We start from the raw sequence: 15,093 nt of genomic DNA, 5'->3' as shown, positions 1-15,093 counted from the left end.
TATACGACAGCCCCGATGCATTTTTCTCCGCTCATCCGCAAGGGCTCAGCCCGTTCAAGAAAATAATCTATAGCAGGGTTGTACGGCATCTGATGAACCGGAATGTTGGTCGTATAAGGCAGGGATAAACTAACTGATTCTAAATGTGAAAATCTGCCTACGATTTACCCCAGGACGAAGAGTTCACGGTTACCGCAGCAGAGAGTTTGCGAACGAAATTCTGTCCGTTGTGAACCTGGGAGTCGAGGTATCATTAGTTATAGGTGGCGGGGAATATTTGTCGGGGGAATATGGCGGAGAGCTGGGGCATAGAAAGAGCAGAGGCTGACAATATCGGGACACTCGCGACGGTTGTTAACAGCTTAATGCTTCGTGGTCGCTGAACCATACATCAGGCTAAGGGCAGTTCACCATCTGGAAAAGGGCTACATTGTCATCTACAGGTATTAAATGATTGGGGAATTTCTCATATTAAACATATGAATAAGTTGTACGGGGTTGATTGAACCGTTAGCCTCAGCGACTGTACGTAAGATTTTATCACTTTAATCATTGATTGAAATACCTGCGGCTTTTAAATGTCCGTGAGTTAGAATTTTACCAAATTGAGATGCAAGTTCCTTTGGAGTATAGGAAAAATCATTTTTAACCCACCACACTACAATGCCCATAAAAGTAGATGCAATATATTGGAGTAATAATTCCTTTGAAATCTTCAATGGAGTATTATCCAAGCCAACCTCCACTGTGTTTTTTATAATTTCCTCCATTTTTGCTTGAAAACCATGAATTCTATTCTCATCCAGTAACAATGCTTTGTAAAAAGGGATATTGTCCTGAATTTTCTCCAGGATGGTTTGCATTAGTTGTTCAAGCATAGAACCGCTTACAGGAGTTTTGCTGCTTGAGCATTGCTTGAGTGTACTCTTTAGTTCTTCTATTAATTCGTCCATAGATGCATTTAATAAATCGGGTTTGTTCTGATAATGAAGGTAAAATGTATTCCGGTTAATCATCGCTTTATCGGCAATATCTTGAATCGTAATTCCTTCGTATCCCTTTTCCGTAAGAAGCTCTATAAACGCCTTTTTGATCGAATGTTTGGAGCGAATGATACGCAAATCGGTTTTTTTGTTCATTATGGCTCATTCCCTTAATTTTTTTGTTAGATATACGACATTTGAGCTGAAATTGCATTTTATCTCTCAAAATCAGAAATATTAAATATTGAATGCTGACCTTTTATTAATCATAATAAACACAAGATAAATATACAACACACTGACCATTATTTATTTTATTGACCATTAATTCTAATTAAAAGGGAGATATCAAATGAAAACTATAGCCATTGTTGGAGCAGGAGCAGGTTTAGGAATGTCCATTGCGAAGAAATTCGGACAAAACGGCTTTCGCGTAGCTCTTATTGCCCGAAATGAAGATAAGTTGAACCAGCTGGTTAGTGAATTAGAACAATTGGGAATTGAAGCTGCTCCATTTCAAGCGGACATATTAAATAAAGAAGAAATCGAGAGGGCCTTCGCCGCTATTAAAGAGAAATACGGATTTATTGATGTTCTTGAATACAGTCCAACGCCGAGCATCCACACCGTAGCGCCATCATTAGAAGTAACAGAAGAAAATGCGTTATACCAATTTCAATTTAATGTTTTAGGTGCGTTATCCAGTATTCGGCAAGTGCTGCCGGAAATGCTGGATAAGCAAAGCGGGGCCTTATTATTTACTACTGGAGGCGCTGCAATCCACCCGGTACCGATGATGGGGAATGTCGGAATTGCAATTTCAGGACTTCGTAATTATATCTTTAATTTGAACAGCGAATTAGCGGACAAAGGTGTGTATGCGGGTCACCTTTCGATCGGAATTTGGATGCAGCCGAACTCAGGAGTTCAAGACAAAATCGCTGATATTTGGTACGACATGTACACCAAAAGAGACAGAGTAGAAGAATTTATAACTGAAGACCGCGTGTGATTTGAATAATTTAGATGAAGGAGATAATTCAAGAAAATGAATATCACCATTTTTGGTGCAAGTGGTGCAATCGGACAGCTGCTAACACAATTAGCTCTAGATCACGGAGATTTCGTTACGGCATATGTTAGAAACCCCCACAAAATCAGCCTCAAACATCCCAATTTGAGCCTTGTACAAGGGGAACTTTCGAATGCTTCTACCATCGAAGAGGCTGTTGCTAAATCAGATGTCGTAATCAGCACACTAGGACCAGCATCCGATATGTCACGAAAGCTTAAAGGCACGCCGATTGCGGACGGACACGAACTGATGATTAGGGCTATGAAGAAACTTAACAAAACAAGGTTAATTACACTTGCAACGCCGGCTTTACAATCAGATGACGATAAGAAAAATATTTCGACGATACTTCCAGGTGTGATGGCCAAAGTGTTCCTTCCAAACGGGTATGCAGAGATGAAGAAAATGGAAGGAATTATTAAACAATCGAACCTTGATTGGACAGTTGTCCGAATTATTAACCCCAATGTTAAACACAAAGGGCAATCTTATGACTATTCATTCGGAGATAAATCGGCTAAATTATCGGTTTCCAGGGAAAATGTTGCCGAAATCATGTACGCTGCCACCCGTGACAACCAATTGATTAGAAAAATGCCTATCGTCTATAACAAATAAGCTCGAAAAAATGCAGTATTCACCGGTTAGTGGTTAGTGAAGGAGGATTCAAAATCAAAATCGAGATATGGTCAGATTATGTTTGTCCATTTTGTTATATTGGTAAACGACGATTGGAGTCTGCACTGGAGCAATTCGCTCATCAGAATGAAGTGGTGATTGAATATAGAAGCTTTGAACTTAACCCGCAAGGGTCCATGTACTCAGGCAAAAATATGCATCAAATCCTTTCTGAGAAACATGGTATGAGTATCGAGCAAGCGAAAGAGGCAAATGCTAAGCTTGGACAACAAGCGGCGATGATGGGTCTGGTGTATAATTTCGACCAAATGAAGCCCACCAATACGTTTGATGCTCATCGTCTAACCCAATATGCCAAATCGGTTGGTAAAGATAAGGAATTATCCGAGAAGCTGTTCTATTCCTATTACACGGAAGCCAAGCTGATTAGCGATCATGATACATTAGCAGATATTGCAGAATCAATTGGTATGAATAGGGACGAGTCAATGGCAGTTCTCCAGGATCCATCCAAATATGCTAACGAAGTACGTTCAGATGAAGCCACAGCAAAACAGTTGGGAATAACAGGAGCCCCTTTCTTTGTCATTGATAGAAAATATGCAATTTCCGGCGCACAACCCATTGAGATATTCTTAAGCGCCCTTAACCAAGCAGCTCAATAAATAAGCCTCGCACGAATCATCAAGAGGAGAGCCGAGTGACAAAGAAAGAATGCAAAAGCACAAACCATTGGTTTGTGCTTTTTGCCGTAGCTTAAGTGTAGTTCTTATTTTATGATCAATGGTGCTGAGTTTGACTGGCGTGTAACTTATGAGTCACAAGGAGGAAAAAATGACTGAATTACTAGCTCCAGCAGGAAATATGGAGGCTTTAAAAGCTGCAATTTCTAATGGTTGTGATGCAATATACTTAGGAATGCAAAAATTTGGGGCACGTGCATATTCATCTAATTTTGATTTTGAATCGTTACAAGAGGCTGTTACGTATGCGCATCTGAGGGACGTTAAACTCTATGTTACAATGAATACCATCGTTTTTGAAAACGAAGTTGAAGAGATGAAAGAGCAGATAGACGAATTAAATAAAATCGGTGTGGATGGCATTATCGTCCAGGACCTGACTGCTTTCGATTATATCGTTAAAAACTTTCTTGATATGGAAGCACATTGTTCAACTCAAATGGGGATAGACGATTTAGACGGAACTTTATTATTCAAAGAACTTGGTGCTAAAAGAGTGGTTCTGTCCCGTGAGGTTGAGATTGAAAAAGTAAAAGAGATCAAAAGAATAGCTGAGATACCTTTAGAAATTTTCGTTCACGGTGCTTTATGTGTATCTTACTCGGGAAACTGTCTAATGTCAGGATTAATCGGCTATCGATGCGCAAATCGCGGAAGATGTGTGGGTTCATGCCGTAAGGAGTATGAACTAATGGATAAGACAACAGATACGTCTTTAGGGAAAAACTATATTCTATCTACTAAGGACTTAAACACAATCGATTATATCCATGATTTAAAAGAAATCGATTCTTTAAAAATAGAAGGTCGAATGAAAGTGCCTACGTATGTTGCTAATGTTGTATCCAAATATCGCATGGCCTTAGATCATAAAATAACCGAAGCAGATAAAGAAAATCTGAAAAAAACGTTCAATAGAACATTTACTAAAGGGTATTTGTTTCACGAAGATAAGAAAAATATTACAAATATCGTAAGACCTAATAACTTTGGTTATGAAATTGGAACCATCAGCAAGATTGTTAAAGATAGATATGAAATAACACTTACACGTCCTTTAAATCAAAACGATACAATCAGAATAAGTCACAACAATGAAGATGTTAATTTAGCTGTTGCAAAACTGTACGATAAAGAGGGCGAATTAATCAACAAAGCAGACGATGTCTGCTATATCAAAATCAAAGAAAAGGTGTCTAAGGGAGATTTAGTATATAAAACGAAGGATTATTTCTATAACAAAGAATTAGAATCATCACTGGAAAAAGAATTTAAGCGGTTTAACCTCGATATTAGAGTATATGCATCTCCAGATTCAAAGCTTGTCATAGATGCGGAGGGCTTAGGCTTTAATTATTCCTATGAAAGCGAGGAAATACTAGGCGAAGCCATTAATAATCCAACAACAAAAGACCAGGTAATCAAGCAATTTTCAAGATTAAATGATACGATATTCGAACTTAATCATGTGGAATATGAAGAATGCAATGCGTTTATTCCAGCTAAACTGTTAAATGCAGCAAGAAGGGATATTGTACTGGGCTTATATGACTTGAAGCTTAACAGCCAAAAGAAACGAACCAAGGCTTTGGAAGCAAAAGAAAAAATAAGCTTTGCCCCTGAAGAACCATACCTTACCGCCTCTGTAACGACTAAGGAGCAGTACGAGGCTTGCGTAAGCTGTGGAATTAAGGAAATCTATTTTAAAAACGTTGTTAGAAGAAATCAGATTGATTATAAGGAAAAGGAAGGGCAGCTACTCATTGGAGGATATGGTGGAATTTATCACTACAGAGACACGAATCCGTTTGTTACGGACTATTCTCTAAATGTTGTTAATGCTACTAGTTGCTATGAATTATATAAATTAGGGGCAAAACGAGTCACTTTATCTTATGAATTGAATAAGAGCCAAATTGAAGATTTAAGGAATGCCTATGTTGAAGATAATGACGGCTATCCTGCGCTGGAAATGATTGTATATGGCAGGGTTCCTTTGATGTTTACTAAATATTGTCCGATGAAAAAAATGAATCAATGCAGAATTTGCAGAACGAAGAGCTATGAGTTAAAAGATGAGCACGGAACGTTCCCTATCATTTCCCATAATGATTGTACAACGACGCTCCTTAATGGGAAGACACTTAATCTTCTGGATGAGCTGCCAAACATCAAAGGAATCGAGGCGCTCAGATTAAACTTCACAGTTGAATCTAAAGAGCAAGTTGTGAAAGTCATTCATATGGCGTCAGGTAAATTAAATGGCTCAATGAATAATGCTGTCTTTAATCAGGAAACAGACACAAGAGGACATTTTAATAAAGAGATTGTGTAGTCGTGGAATTCATTAAATGTCCAAAATCTTGGGAAATACTACAAGTAAATCTGGGACAGGTGCAATTCAATCCAATCATAAGGATGACCTTCAGATGAAAATATTATTAGTTGAAGATGATAAGACGATCGCGTCGGGACTGGAATATTCGCTGCAGCAAGAGGGTTATTGGACCGTTCTCTGCCATGATGCCGCTTCAGCCCGAAAGGTGCTCGCCGAAGACATCGATCAGTTCACTTTGTGCCTGTTCGATTTACAGCTTCCAGACGGAACTGGTTATGAATTATGCAAGATGGTGAAGGAACGACGGGATATTCCGGTCATTTTCTTAACGGTGATTGATGATGAGGTCAATGTCGTGATGGGACTCGATATGGGAGCCGATGATTACATTACCAAACCTTTTCGGGTTCGCGAGCTTCTCTCCAGGATCAAATCCGTCTTGCGGAGATACCAGAAGCTGTCCCACGCCGGAGCGGTCATCGACATTGACAATGTGCGCATCCATACGCTGGAAGGCAAAGTATATAAAAACGGTGCCGAAATTTCGCTAACCGCCTTGGAATACCGCTTATTGCTGATCTTTGGCAACCACGTTGGACAGGTCCTCACCAGGAATCAGCTCTTGGAGCAAATCTGGGACGTGGCCGGCGACTTCGTGAATGACAACACGTTAACGGTCTATATCAAAAGGCTAAGGGAAAAGCTGGAGGATAATCCAGAGCAGCCGGCTCTGATCAAAACGGTACGCGGTTTAGGCTATAAGGTTGGTGATTAGATGCTGCGCAATCGGGAAAATCAAATATTATTACTCGTCATGGGCTCGATCAGCTTATCGGCGATCGTCATTGCTGCTTTCATTTCGTCCGTCGCCGCAGCCCTGGTTATTATTGTATCCGTGCTGCTTACCGGCACAGCTTTATTATTCACAAAACGGAGATATTACGAGCTAGAGAAGCTGTCCGTCTATTTGCGGGAGATTAGCAGCGGCCAGGCCTCCCTTGACCCTCGCGATAATCAAGAAGGTGAGCTTAGCATCTTAAAGAATGATATTTACAAGGTGACACGCATGCTCTCCGAGCATCGTTCGCTATTGCAGCGGGATAAGCTTCAACTGACCGATGCCATCTCCGATATTTCACATCAGCTCAAAACACCGATCACCTCTATGACAGTCATGGCAGATCTGTTAAGCGCCCCTGATCTGCCTCCACGCAAAAGAACGGAGTTCACCCATCATATTCGCATTCAGCTTGAACGGATCGATTGGCTTGTTTCATCCTTATTAAAGCTAGCGAAAATGGAAGCGGGAACTATCCCGTTCAAAAAAGATCGAATACACATGGAAACCCTAATCCAAAAGGCACTGGAGCCGGTTATGATTCCGATGGATATTAAGGGACAGACCGTTTCCATCACAGGGGATGACAGCGTCTCTTTTGCCGGCGATTTCCATTGGACTGCTGAAGCGGTTATCAATATTTTGAAAAATGGAGTGGAGCATACACCTGAGGGCGGTGCGATTACCATCACATTTTCCGACAACGTGCTATTTACGGAAATCGTTATTGCTGACAACGGAGAGGGCATTCCGAAAGAGGATTTGCCTTATATTTTCAAACGTTTTTATAAAGGAAAAAATGCTAATGAAGGAAGCATCGGTATAGGGCTTGCGATGGCTCACAGCATCATTGCAAGCCAGAACGGCGTGATTGATGTAACGAGCGACAGCGGGACTGGTACAGAGTTTCGGATCAAATTTTATAAGCATGTGATTTAACAGCACTCCGTAAGTGACTGAACTGTCACCTCCAACGTCACTGTAAAGTCATTTTGGACAGATAAAATGATATTCATCAGATGAACGATGGAGGTACAACCATGCAAGTGAAGCAGCAGCGCAAGATTACTTTTATTATCACGATAGGCTACACCCTGATTATTCTTTATTTTATGCTTTTTGCTTTCGGCAGAGCGGATAAGGTAGATCAAATCAGTCAGTACACCTTTATTTTTTTGCCGGACGGTTTTTTTAGGGTGCCGGGTCTTTCCGATCTTCTACATCCGACACTGATGGACTTGGTGGGTATTGGAAACTTTGCAGCCTTCATACCTTTTGGCATACTGTTTCCGTTGTTATACCGCACCAGCTTTGTTCGCTTCATGACAGGGTTTATCCTGTCCATTCTTGTGGTGGAGACCATCCAGGCACTAACATTCCTCGGCAGCTTCGACACGAACGACGTCATACAGAACTCATTGGGCGCTGCTATTGGATTCGGGGCGTACAAGATTGGCTTCCGTACAAAAAACTACTGGAGAAATATCGCTGCTACGGGAATTGCAAGTGCTGTCTTAATGCTCGGCGTGTGGGGGGTCTTCGGAGTAGTTGATCAAGTGTTCACCAAAGAGGTGGGCCCTTTTGTAGCGATAAACGAATGGAAAGATAGTAACGGAAATCGATTAACGGGAACCAAACAGGACAGTCTTAAGATTGGCGGTCAAGACGTGACACCCCAATATAATGTGTATGGCATCGAAGGTAAAAAGAAGGAAACATATACGTATTCGCTAGGCAATAAGGGAGAGCTGTATCTTAGCTTGAATTATGGAATTCCTGATCATAAGGATTTTCAGGGCAGCATTAAGGTTACGGTTGACGGGCATGAGCTCCTGTCTGTATCTGCAGAAGATCAGCTCCATGAGCCGGATATGAGGATCCTTTATCTCACCCGGGCTAATGAGCTTAAGATAACCATTGAGGGGAATGAAACCCTTTGGGATATTGGATATAGAGAGATGGTATATACCTGGAATTGAGCATCTAGGGAAGGGGGGATGACAATGGAGATTTTAACAATTGAAAATTTGTCCAAAATATACGGCACAGGCGAATCGGCGGTGAAGGCGCTTGATGATGTTTCCTTTTCGGTCCAAAAAGGTGAATTCGTCGCAATTATCGGACCTTCCGGATCGGGAAAATCGACACTCCTTCATATGCTGGGCGGTGTGGATCGACCGACTGGCGGGAAAGTGTATGTTCAGGATACGGATATGTATACCTTGGACGAAACGCAGCTGGCCATCTTTAGACGCAGGCAAATCGGGCTGATCTACCAGTTTTTCAATCTGATTCCCGTCCTGACGGTGGAAGAGAATATTACGCTGCCGCTCTTGCTGGATCAACAAAAGGTAGATCAAAAGCAATTGGCTGATCTTGTGAATACGTTGAATTTGCAGCATCGATTAAACCATCTGCCGAATCAGCTATCCGGCGGACAGCAGCAGCGTGTCTCGATTGGCAGGGCGATCATCGGCAATCCTGCGATCATGCTGGCCGACGAACCCACCGGGAATCTGGACAGCAGGAATAGCAGCGAGATCGTCGATTTATTGAAAATGCTGAATAAGACCTATCATCAGACACTGATCGTAATCACGCATGACGAACGGATCGCCCTGCAAGCCGACAGAATCATTTCAATCGAAGATGGGAGGATTGCCAAAGACGAGGTGATAAGGCGATGAATATTGTCAATACATTAACCATCCGGCATCTGAAGCAGAACAAGAGACGAACACTTGTGACTATTCTTGGCGTAATTATTTCGGTATCCATGATGACCGCTGTCATTACGCTTGTTTTTTCCTTTGCGGATTTAATGATCAGACAAACTATCACAGATACAGGGGAGTGGCATATTCAGTATCAAGATATATCCAAGGAACAGCTTGCGGCGATACAGGGCGATGATGCAACCAAAACGGTTGCAATCACAAGAGACCTTGGGTATGCCCCATTAGAAGGGGGACAAAATTCCAATAAGCCGTACTTGTTCATTAAGGAATATGATGTGCAAGGGTTCACACAATTTCAGATTGAAATAAGCAAGGGGCGTCTTCCGCACACGGACAAGGAGGTTGTGATCTCCGAGTCTGTTGCAACAAATGGCAAAGTGAAGTACGAAATCGGCGACCGTCTAACGCTTCGCGTCGGCGACCGATTCGAACAAGGGGGCGATCATCCCCTGGATCAGACGGAACCGCTGCGCAGGGAAGACGGCACATTGACCGAGACATTACAGCATAGCATAATTAGGGATTATACGGTGGTAGGCTTCATTAAACGTCCGGTGTCGGAAACGGCTTGGGCCCCGGGTTATACGATCATTAGCTATGTCGATGATCATATCATCGGGGGGGGCGATCGGGTCGATGCGTCGGTGGTCTTGCAGCAGGTCAATCCGTTCTTGTTCGCACATGCGGAGAAGCTGGCTGAGAAAAACCAAATTGACACTGTCCAATATAATAACGATTTGCTTCGTTATTATGGCTTGTCCAGCAGCGGAGCCTCATCCAGCATGATGTTCTCATTATCGGCAATCATTATGGGGGCCATTATAATTGGCTCGGTTGGGCTCATCTATAACGCTTTTGCGATATCCGTCTCGGAACGTTCCCGCCATTTAGGGATGCTCGCGAGCGTGGGGGCGACGAAAAGGCAGAAGCGAAATTCCGTATTTTTTGAAGGTATCGTCATTGGTTTGATCAGCATTCCCATTGGCATCTTATGCGGTCTTGCCGGAATCGGAATCACCTTTTCGTTCATGAACACAATGATTGAAGGGGCATTATGGACTAGTGAAAAGCTGAGGCTTATCGTCACGCCGTTATTGCTCTTGATTACTTGTCTTGTTTCGATGCTGACGATTTTCGTTTCGGCGTATCTCCCGGCGGTTAAAGCATCTAGGGTATCTCCCATGGACGCGATTCGCCAAACCACTGACGTAAAGCTTACGGCCAAAGCAGTGAAGACGTCGAAGATCATTCGTAAGCTCTTCGGAATCGAAGCAGAAATCGGGCTGAAAAACTTAAAAAGGAACAAACGAAGACATCATGTTATTCTTTTTTCGCTTGTCATCAGCATCGTTTTGTTTTTGACGATATCGTTTTTCACGACTGGCCTGACACAATCTCTGGCATTGTCGCTGGAAGGCATCAATTACGATATTGAAGTGTCGTCCAGTAATGGAAAAAGACTAGATGACCGGTTGATGCAATCGCTTGTATCTCTGGATGGCGTCACGGAATACAACGTGAGTCATGAGTTAGTCGGGAACGCTTGGGTCGATGCAGCAAGCATCGCCGACGAGTTGCAAGAGAAGGTTAAGCAGGATAAGAGTATGCTGCAAGACGGGAAATACCCTTACGAAATTAAACTCTATGCACTGAATGATTCGAGCCTGCAAGCCTATGCCAGAGCGGTTGGCGCAGATTACGAACAGCTTACGGATCTGGATCATCCCGCCGCAATCGTGATGGATACGATTCATTACAAAGATATAGATACGGGGAAATATATTCAGACGAAGTCCATATATGCGAATATCGGTCAACATATCGAGCTAACGAGTTTTATTAATGAGAGCGGGGAAGAAACGAAGGCAAATAAAGTGATATTTGCCGCATTGACGGATAAGGCACCGATGGGGATGAGCCCGGTAGGCGTAGGTGGGTTAAATATGATCGTGTCGGAACGCGTCATGAATCGGCTGGCAGACGGCGAGGAGCTGGCTAACGCTTCGATGTACCTCCATTTGAAAAGCACGGAACCGGTGAAAACGCAGCAGGAAATTGAAGCGATGAATGAGACCAATCTGAATGTCTACAATGTATATCAATCCAGAATAAGCGAAGAACAACAGATTCTGCTGATGAACGTCTTTTCTTACGGTTTTATCGTATTAATCTCTGCGATTTCCGTTGCGAACATCTTTAATACGATCTCAACAGGGCTGGCTCTTCGCAAACGGGAATTTGCGATGCTGAAATCCGTAGGCGCGACGCCAAAGGGGTTTGCAAAAATGCTGAACTATGAGAGTGTTTTTTATGGGGTCAAGTCGCTCTTGTATGGGCTTCCTGTCAGTTTCGCCGTGATGGTTCTAATCTATAAAGCATTTGCGAACAAATTCAGCTATGGGTTCACCCTGCCCTGGATGAGCATTCTGTCTGTCACTGTGTGTGTATTTGTCATTGTCAGCTCTGCGGTTGTTTATTCCGGAGCTAAAGTAAAAAAGGAGAATATTATTGATGCATTAAAGCAAGAGAATATATGATTCACTTACTTCACCCAGAGGAGGAGACGTTACCCGACGTCACACACAATCATGCGAGTCAATCGATTGCTCTCCATGCTGCTGATCATCTCCGGTAAAGGTACGGTAACGGGCAAGGAGCTTGCCGAGCATTTCGAGGTATCCTTGCGGACGATCTACCGGGATATCGAAAAAATAGGAGAAGCCGGCATACCGGTTGCATCGTCCAGCGGCAAGGGCGGAGGATACTATATTATGGACAGCTATAATATAACCAGCCTCTTTTTAAACCAGGATGAAGCTCATACGTTTGTAGCTGTAATGAAGAATTTACACGGCTTGTTTGGCAGGAACGAAGCTTTTAATGACATCATGCTAAAGGTTGAGCATACCTATAAGCAGGAGCAAGGTAAGCACAAACTGACTCTGGATATGTCCCATTTCAGCATGGAGCAGGAAATTAAAGAGTACATGGGGATCATAAGCAAGGCCATCACGGATAACAGGCTGCGGGTGTTCGACTATATCAACAGGGATATGGAATACCTGGAGCGAACGGTAGAGCCAAGCTGGATTGACTTTCGCCACGGCCATTGGTACGTGATAGGTTTTTGCCGGGTCAGAGAGGACTACCGCAGATTCAAGCTCGTGCGGATCAAGCAACTGAAGCAGGGACCGCCTTTTGCAAAAAGAGAGCTGCCCGATGACCGAATCGCCGAGGTCATTGAGCACAGCTATTCGCAGCGGGACATACAGGTTGTGCTCAGATTCACTTCGCGAATTGGCGCGCAGCTTACTGAGTACTTTCAGAAAGAGAAAATTAGCCGGGGTGAAGATGGCTTCTATCTCGTTAGGGATACTTTTCCTCATGAGGAGGGCCTGCTGAAATTCATTCTAAGCTTCGGCAAGGAGTGCGAGCTGCTGGAGCCTCGTGAATTACGGGCGGAGCTTCAGCAATATATGCAAAATATGCTTCTATCCTACAATGACTGACGCCCTGGTGTCAGTCATTGTGTTCTATAGTGGGGATATCGGCGGAAAGAATACATACCGCCCGCTATAACTAGGCTAGGAGTGAACCGACTAAATGAAAGCCAGCATTTTGGACGATGATTTCAATGAATGGGGTAAGGAGGACACACGAACAGAACTGATACGGAAGCTGCAAAGATTGGAGGAGGAACGTTATATCCTGCGTGAGGGAGAAAGGTTACAAGACTTTACCTGTCTGATGCTGCGACATATTGGCGATCCGGAGCCTGTGCTCCGTGAGCATATCTATTCGATTTTTTACATATGGCTGAAGCGCGATAATAAGTTCTCCTGTGAGGAAATATGGAAACTTTTGGCTGTTCTAATGGATGACCGGCATTTGTTCTATCGGATTGGAAGCGAGGGTGACCAAAGTGTGCTTACCAGGGCGTTCTCGGTTCTGCCTGTCGCTCTTATTGTGCAGCGGGACAGGAACAATCCATTCTTGACTCCGGATGAGTTCCAGCATCTAAAGCATTCGCTGCTTCGCTACTACCAGGAGGAGAAGGACCTGCGCGGTTATCTGGCAGTCGAAGGCTGGGCTCATGCTGCGGCTCATGGGGCAGATGCCCTGGAGGAGCTGATCCGCTGTCGGGAAAGCGATAATGTGTTGCAGCGCGAGGTGCTGGAGGCGGTTAAAGGGATGCTGCATAACGGTGTGCGGATTTTTGACGAGGAGGAAGACGAGCGCATGGCCAGCATTGTGGACACGATGATTAGCGAAGCACTGCTTCCGCAGCAGGAGATTGCCGACTGGATTCATTGCTTGTCGAAGTGTACGGAATGGCCGGATACGCGCACGCAGAGAATCGCCAGAGTAAACGGGAAAAATTTCGTACGCAGCCTGTATTTCAGAACAAGGGTCCGGAATGACGGAAATAATCTTATTCTTAACGGCGCCATGCTGACGGCTGAAGCTAAATTAAACCGTTTTAATGAGGCTAATTAAGAAGTGCGCTAGAAATAATACATATGGAGGTAATTAAGTTTGAGTACCCACTACTATTTCAGTTGGTTTAATGAATTTTTTCCGGAGAAGCTGGTCCATTGTTTGCAGGAGGATATACAAGACAGACAATCGCTTGTTATGATTAGTGCTGACCCGTCTGGTTATACAGATGAGCCAATTAACTTTGATGATATCTCTGAATGGACATGGCTGAATCAGGCTAATATTATTTTTGATGAATATCATTTCATTGATTACCGCATGCAGAAGGAAGATGCCCGGCGATTCATTCAGAACGCTTCCGTCATTTTTTTATGCGGCGGTTATCCTGGTTTGCAGAAGGATTTCTTGGCGGATTATGAATTAGCGGACATTATTAAGAACAGCAATGCCATTATACTGGGTGCCAGCGCCGGTGCGCTAAACATGTCTGCTCAATGGTTAAGCTTGAATGACACGGACCATGAAGTTGAAACAGGTACTATTTATGAAGGTATGGGCTTTGATCAATTTGCCTATGAATCTCATTCTAAACGGGGCTACGACACGTTTGTTCAAGGCTACCTGTTCCCCTTGTCTGAAGAGATTGATGTCTATGCGGCAGAACAGGAGAGCGCTATACGGGTAAAGGACGGCAAAATCGAAACAATGGGTCCTATATATTTAATTTCCCGCTCAAAGATTCAGAAATTGGTTGAGACGCTCTTCCTGAATTTTTCGGAAAAGGCTTTTATTTTATCCAAGAAAATTCCTTTCAGTTGATCGGAACCTTCTTTCGGTGCAGCATAAGCCTTATAACCGCCAAATGATTCAATGCAGACAGCGGCTTCTCTCAGATCAGCGGGGATATTCCGGTCTATTATTTCTTTTGTCTCCTTTTGCTTCTCATTGCAAATGAAGTATCCCATTCTTTTCTAAAGCAATTCATTATGATTTTTTTTGATAAAGTCGCGAATGGGTTTGTATATTTTCCCGTCCCTGACTCCTGCACCCAAAATGATGTAATCAAAATCCCCGATATTAGGCTTCTCCAGTTCTATATTACAAAGGGTACAATCCGAAATCTCTTCTGCTAAAATTTTTATACATTGTTCTGTTGCCCCTGTTTTCGTAGCATATACAACTAGTACTGCCATTTGACTCATCCTTTGTCATTTAGAATATGAATCTGTTCCTCTAGAACGAACGGTAACCAAAATGTGGTCAAGTTTTCCCGTGATATTAGAGAGGCCTGTGTTAAAA

14 protein-coding genes and 1 pseudogene are annotated in these 15,093 nt (G+C 43.2%); 13 read left to right on the top strand and 2 right to left on the bottom strand.

The window, feature by feature from the left end:
- Positions 1–133: 133 nt before the first annotated feature.
- Positions 134–441 (top strand): annotated as a pseudogene (locus A3844_RS18700) (hypothetical protein); the annotation flags it as partial.
- A gap of 104 nt (positions 442–545) precedes the next feature.
- Here A3844_RS18700 and A3844_RS18695 read toward each other — a convergent pair.
- Positions 546–1,139, bottom strand: a complete 594-nt coding sequence (locus A3844_RS18695; RefSeq protein WP_074087041.1) for a TetR/AcrR family transcriptional regulator — start codon at positions 1,137–1,139, stop codon at positions 546–548.
- A gap of 196 nt (positions 1,140–1,335) precedes the next feature.
- Here A3844_RS18695 and A3844_RS18690 point away from each other — a divergent pair, with 196 nt between their 5' ends.
- The 12 genes from A3844_RS18690 (at position 1,336) to A3844_RS18635 (ending at position 14,613) form a co-directional block, all read left to right on the top strand.
- Positions 1,336–1,995: an SDR family NAD(P)-dependent oxidoreductase gene (locus A3844_RS18690; protein WP_074087043.1), complete on the top strand. Its 660-nt coding sequence runs from the start codon at positions 1,336–1,338 to the stop codon at positions 1,993–1,995.
- 36 nt (positions 1,996–2,031) lie between these two features.
- A complete protein-coding gene (locus A3844_RS18685) occupies positions 2,032–2,676 on the top strand; it encodes an NAD(P)-dependent oxidoreductase (RefSeq protein WP_074108187.1) in 645 nt (214 codons plus the stop codon).
- Between the two features lie 29 nt (positions 2,677–2,705).
- Positions 2,706–3,362 carry a DsbA family protein gene (locus A3844_RS18680; RefSeq protein ID WP_074108186.1) on the top strand — a complete coding sequence of 219 codons (657 nt, stop codon included), beginning with the start codon at positions 2,706–2,708 and terminating at the stop codon, positions 3,360–3,362.
- A gap of 169 nt (positions 3,363–3,531) precedes the next feature.
- Positions 3,532–5,775 carry a U32 family peptidase gene (locus A3844_RS18675; protein WP_074108185.1) on the top strand — a complete coding sequence of 748 codons (2,244 nt, stop codon included), beginning with the start codon at positions 3,532–3,534 and terminating at the stop codon, positions 5,773–5,775.
- Positions 5,776–5,869: 94 nt separating this feature from the next.
- Positions 5,870–6,553 (top strand): response regulator transcription factor, encoded by a 684-nt coding sequence (locus A3844_RS18670; protein WP_042141824.1) that lies wholly within the window; start codon positions 5,870–5,872, stop codon positions 6,551–6,553.
- Positions 6,554–7,555: a sensor histidine kinase gene (locus A3844_RS18665; RefSeq protein WP_074087049.1), complete on the top strand. Its 1,002-nt coding sequence runs from the start codon at positions 6,554–6,556 to the stop codon at positions 7,553–7,555. It begins immediately after the preceding gene.
- Between the two features lie 101 nt (positions 7,556–7,656).
- Positions 7,657–8,595 carry a VanZ family protein gene (locus A3844_RS18660; protein ID WP_074087050.1) on the top strand — a complete coding sequence of 313 codons (939 nt, stop codon included), beginning with the start codon at positions 7,657–7,659 and terminating at the stop codon, positions 8,593–8,595.
- Between the two features lie 24 nt (positions 8,596–8,619).
- Positions 8,620–9,303, top strand: coding sequence for an ABC transporter ATP-binding protein (locus A3844_RS18655; protein WP_074100000.1), 684 nt, complete (start codon positions 8,620–8,622; stop codon positions 9,301–9,303).
- Positions 9,300–11,891 (top strand): FtsX-like permease family protein, encoded by a 2,592-nt coding sequence (locus A3844_RS18650; RefSeq protein ID WP_074108184.1) that lies wholly within the window; start codon positions 9,300–9,302, stop codon positions 11,889–11,891. The genes A3844_RS18655 and A3844_RS18650 overlap by 4 nt, the downstream gene beginning before the upstream one ends.
- 51 nt (positions 11,892–11,942) lie before the next feature.
- Complete coding sequence (locus A3844_RS18645) at positions 11,943–12,863, top strand: helix-turn-helix transcriptional regulator (RefSeq protein ID WP_074108183.1); 921 nt, start codon at positions 11,943–11,945, stop codon at positions 12,861–12,863.
- 94 nt (positions 12,864–12,957) lie between these two features.
- A complete protein-coding gene (locus A3844_RS18640) occupies positions 12,958–13,851 on the top strand; it encodes a DUF2785 domain-containing protein (protein ID WP_074108182.1) in 894 nt (297 codons plus the stop codon).
- A 39-nt stretch (positions 13,852–13,890) separates the two neighbouring features.
- A complete protein-coding gene (locus A3844_RS18635) occupies positions 13,891–14,613 on the top strand; it encodes a type 1 glutamine amidotransferase family protein (protein ID WP_074087056.1) in 723 nt (240 codons plus the stop codon).
- A 152-nt stretch (positions 14,614–14,765) separates the two neighbouring features.
- On the opposite strand, the gene A3844_RS33490 is transcribed toward A3844_RS18635, so the two are convergent.
- Positions 14,766–14,987 carry a flavodoxin domain-containing protein gene (locus A3844_RS33490; protein WP_244169799.1) on the bottom strand — a complete coding sequence of 74 codons (222 nt, stop codon included), beginning with the start codon at positions 14,985–14,987 and terminating at the stop codon, positions 14,766–14,768.
- Positions 14,988–15,093 lie beyond the last annotated feature (106 nt).

It is taken from the genome of Paenibacillus helianthi (genome assembly GCF_001909055.1).
Lineage (GTDB): Bacteria > Bacillota > Bacilli > Paenibacillales > Paenibacillaceae > Paenibacillus_AQ > Paenibacillus_AQ helianthi.
This window is presented reverse-complemented; position numbering and strand designations above follow the sequence as displayed.

Excerpts from the sequence above, each read along its gene's own strand:
- A3844_RS18695 (WP_074087041.1), bottom strand. The coding sequence starts at position 1,139 with ATGAACAAAAAAACCGATTTGCGTATCATTCGCTCCAAACATTCGATC.
- A3844_RS18690 (WP_074087043.1), top strand. The coding sequence starts at position 1,336 with ATGAAAACTATAGCCATTGTTGGAGCAGGAGCAGGTTTAGGAATGTCC.
- A3844_RS18685 (WP_074108187.1), top strand. The coding sequence starts at position 2,032 with ATGAATATCACCATTTTTGGTGCAAGTGGTGCAATCGGACAGCTGCTA.
- A3844_RS18675 (WP_074108185.1), top strand. The coding sequence starts at position 3,532 with ATGACTGAATTACTAGCTCCAGCAGGAAATATGGAGGCTTTAAAAGCT.
- A3844_RS18670 (WP_042141824.1), top strand. The coding sequence starts at position 5,870 with ATGAAAATATTATTAGTTGAAGATGATAAGACGATCGCGTCGGGACTG.
- A3844_RS18665 (WP_074087049.1), top strand. The coding sequence starts at position 6,554 with ATGCTGCGCAATCGGGAAAATCAAATATTATTACTCGTCATGGGCTCG.
- A3844_RS18660 (WP_074087050.1), top strand. The coding sequence starts at position 7,657 with ATGCAAGTGAAGCAGCAGCGCAAGATTACTTTTATTATCACGATAGGC.
- A3844_RS18655 (WP_074100000.1), top strand. The coding sequence starts at position 8,620 with ATGGAGATTTTAACAATTGAAAATTTGTCCAAAATATACGGCACAGGC.
- A3844_RS18650 (WP_074108184.1), top strand. The coding sequence starts at position 9,300 with ATGAATATTGTCAATACATTAACCATCCGGCATCTGAAGCAGAACAAG.
- A3844_RS18645 (WP_074108183.1), top strand. The coding sequence starts at position 11,943 with ATGCGAGTCAATCGATTGCTCTCCATGCTGCTGATCATCTCCGGTAAA.
- A3844_RS18640 (WP_074108182.1), top strand. The coding sequence starts at position 12,958 with ATGAAAGCCAGCATTTTGGACGATGATTTCAATGAATGGGGTAAGGAG.
- A3844_RS33490 (WP_244169799.1), bottom strand. The coding sequence starts at position 14,987 with ATGGCAGTACTAGTTGTATATGCTACGAAAACAGGGGCAACAGAACAA.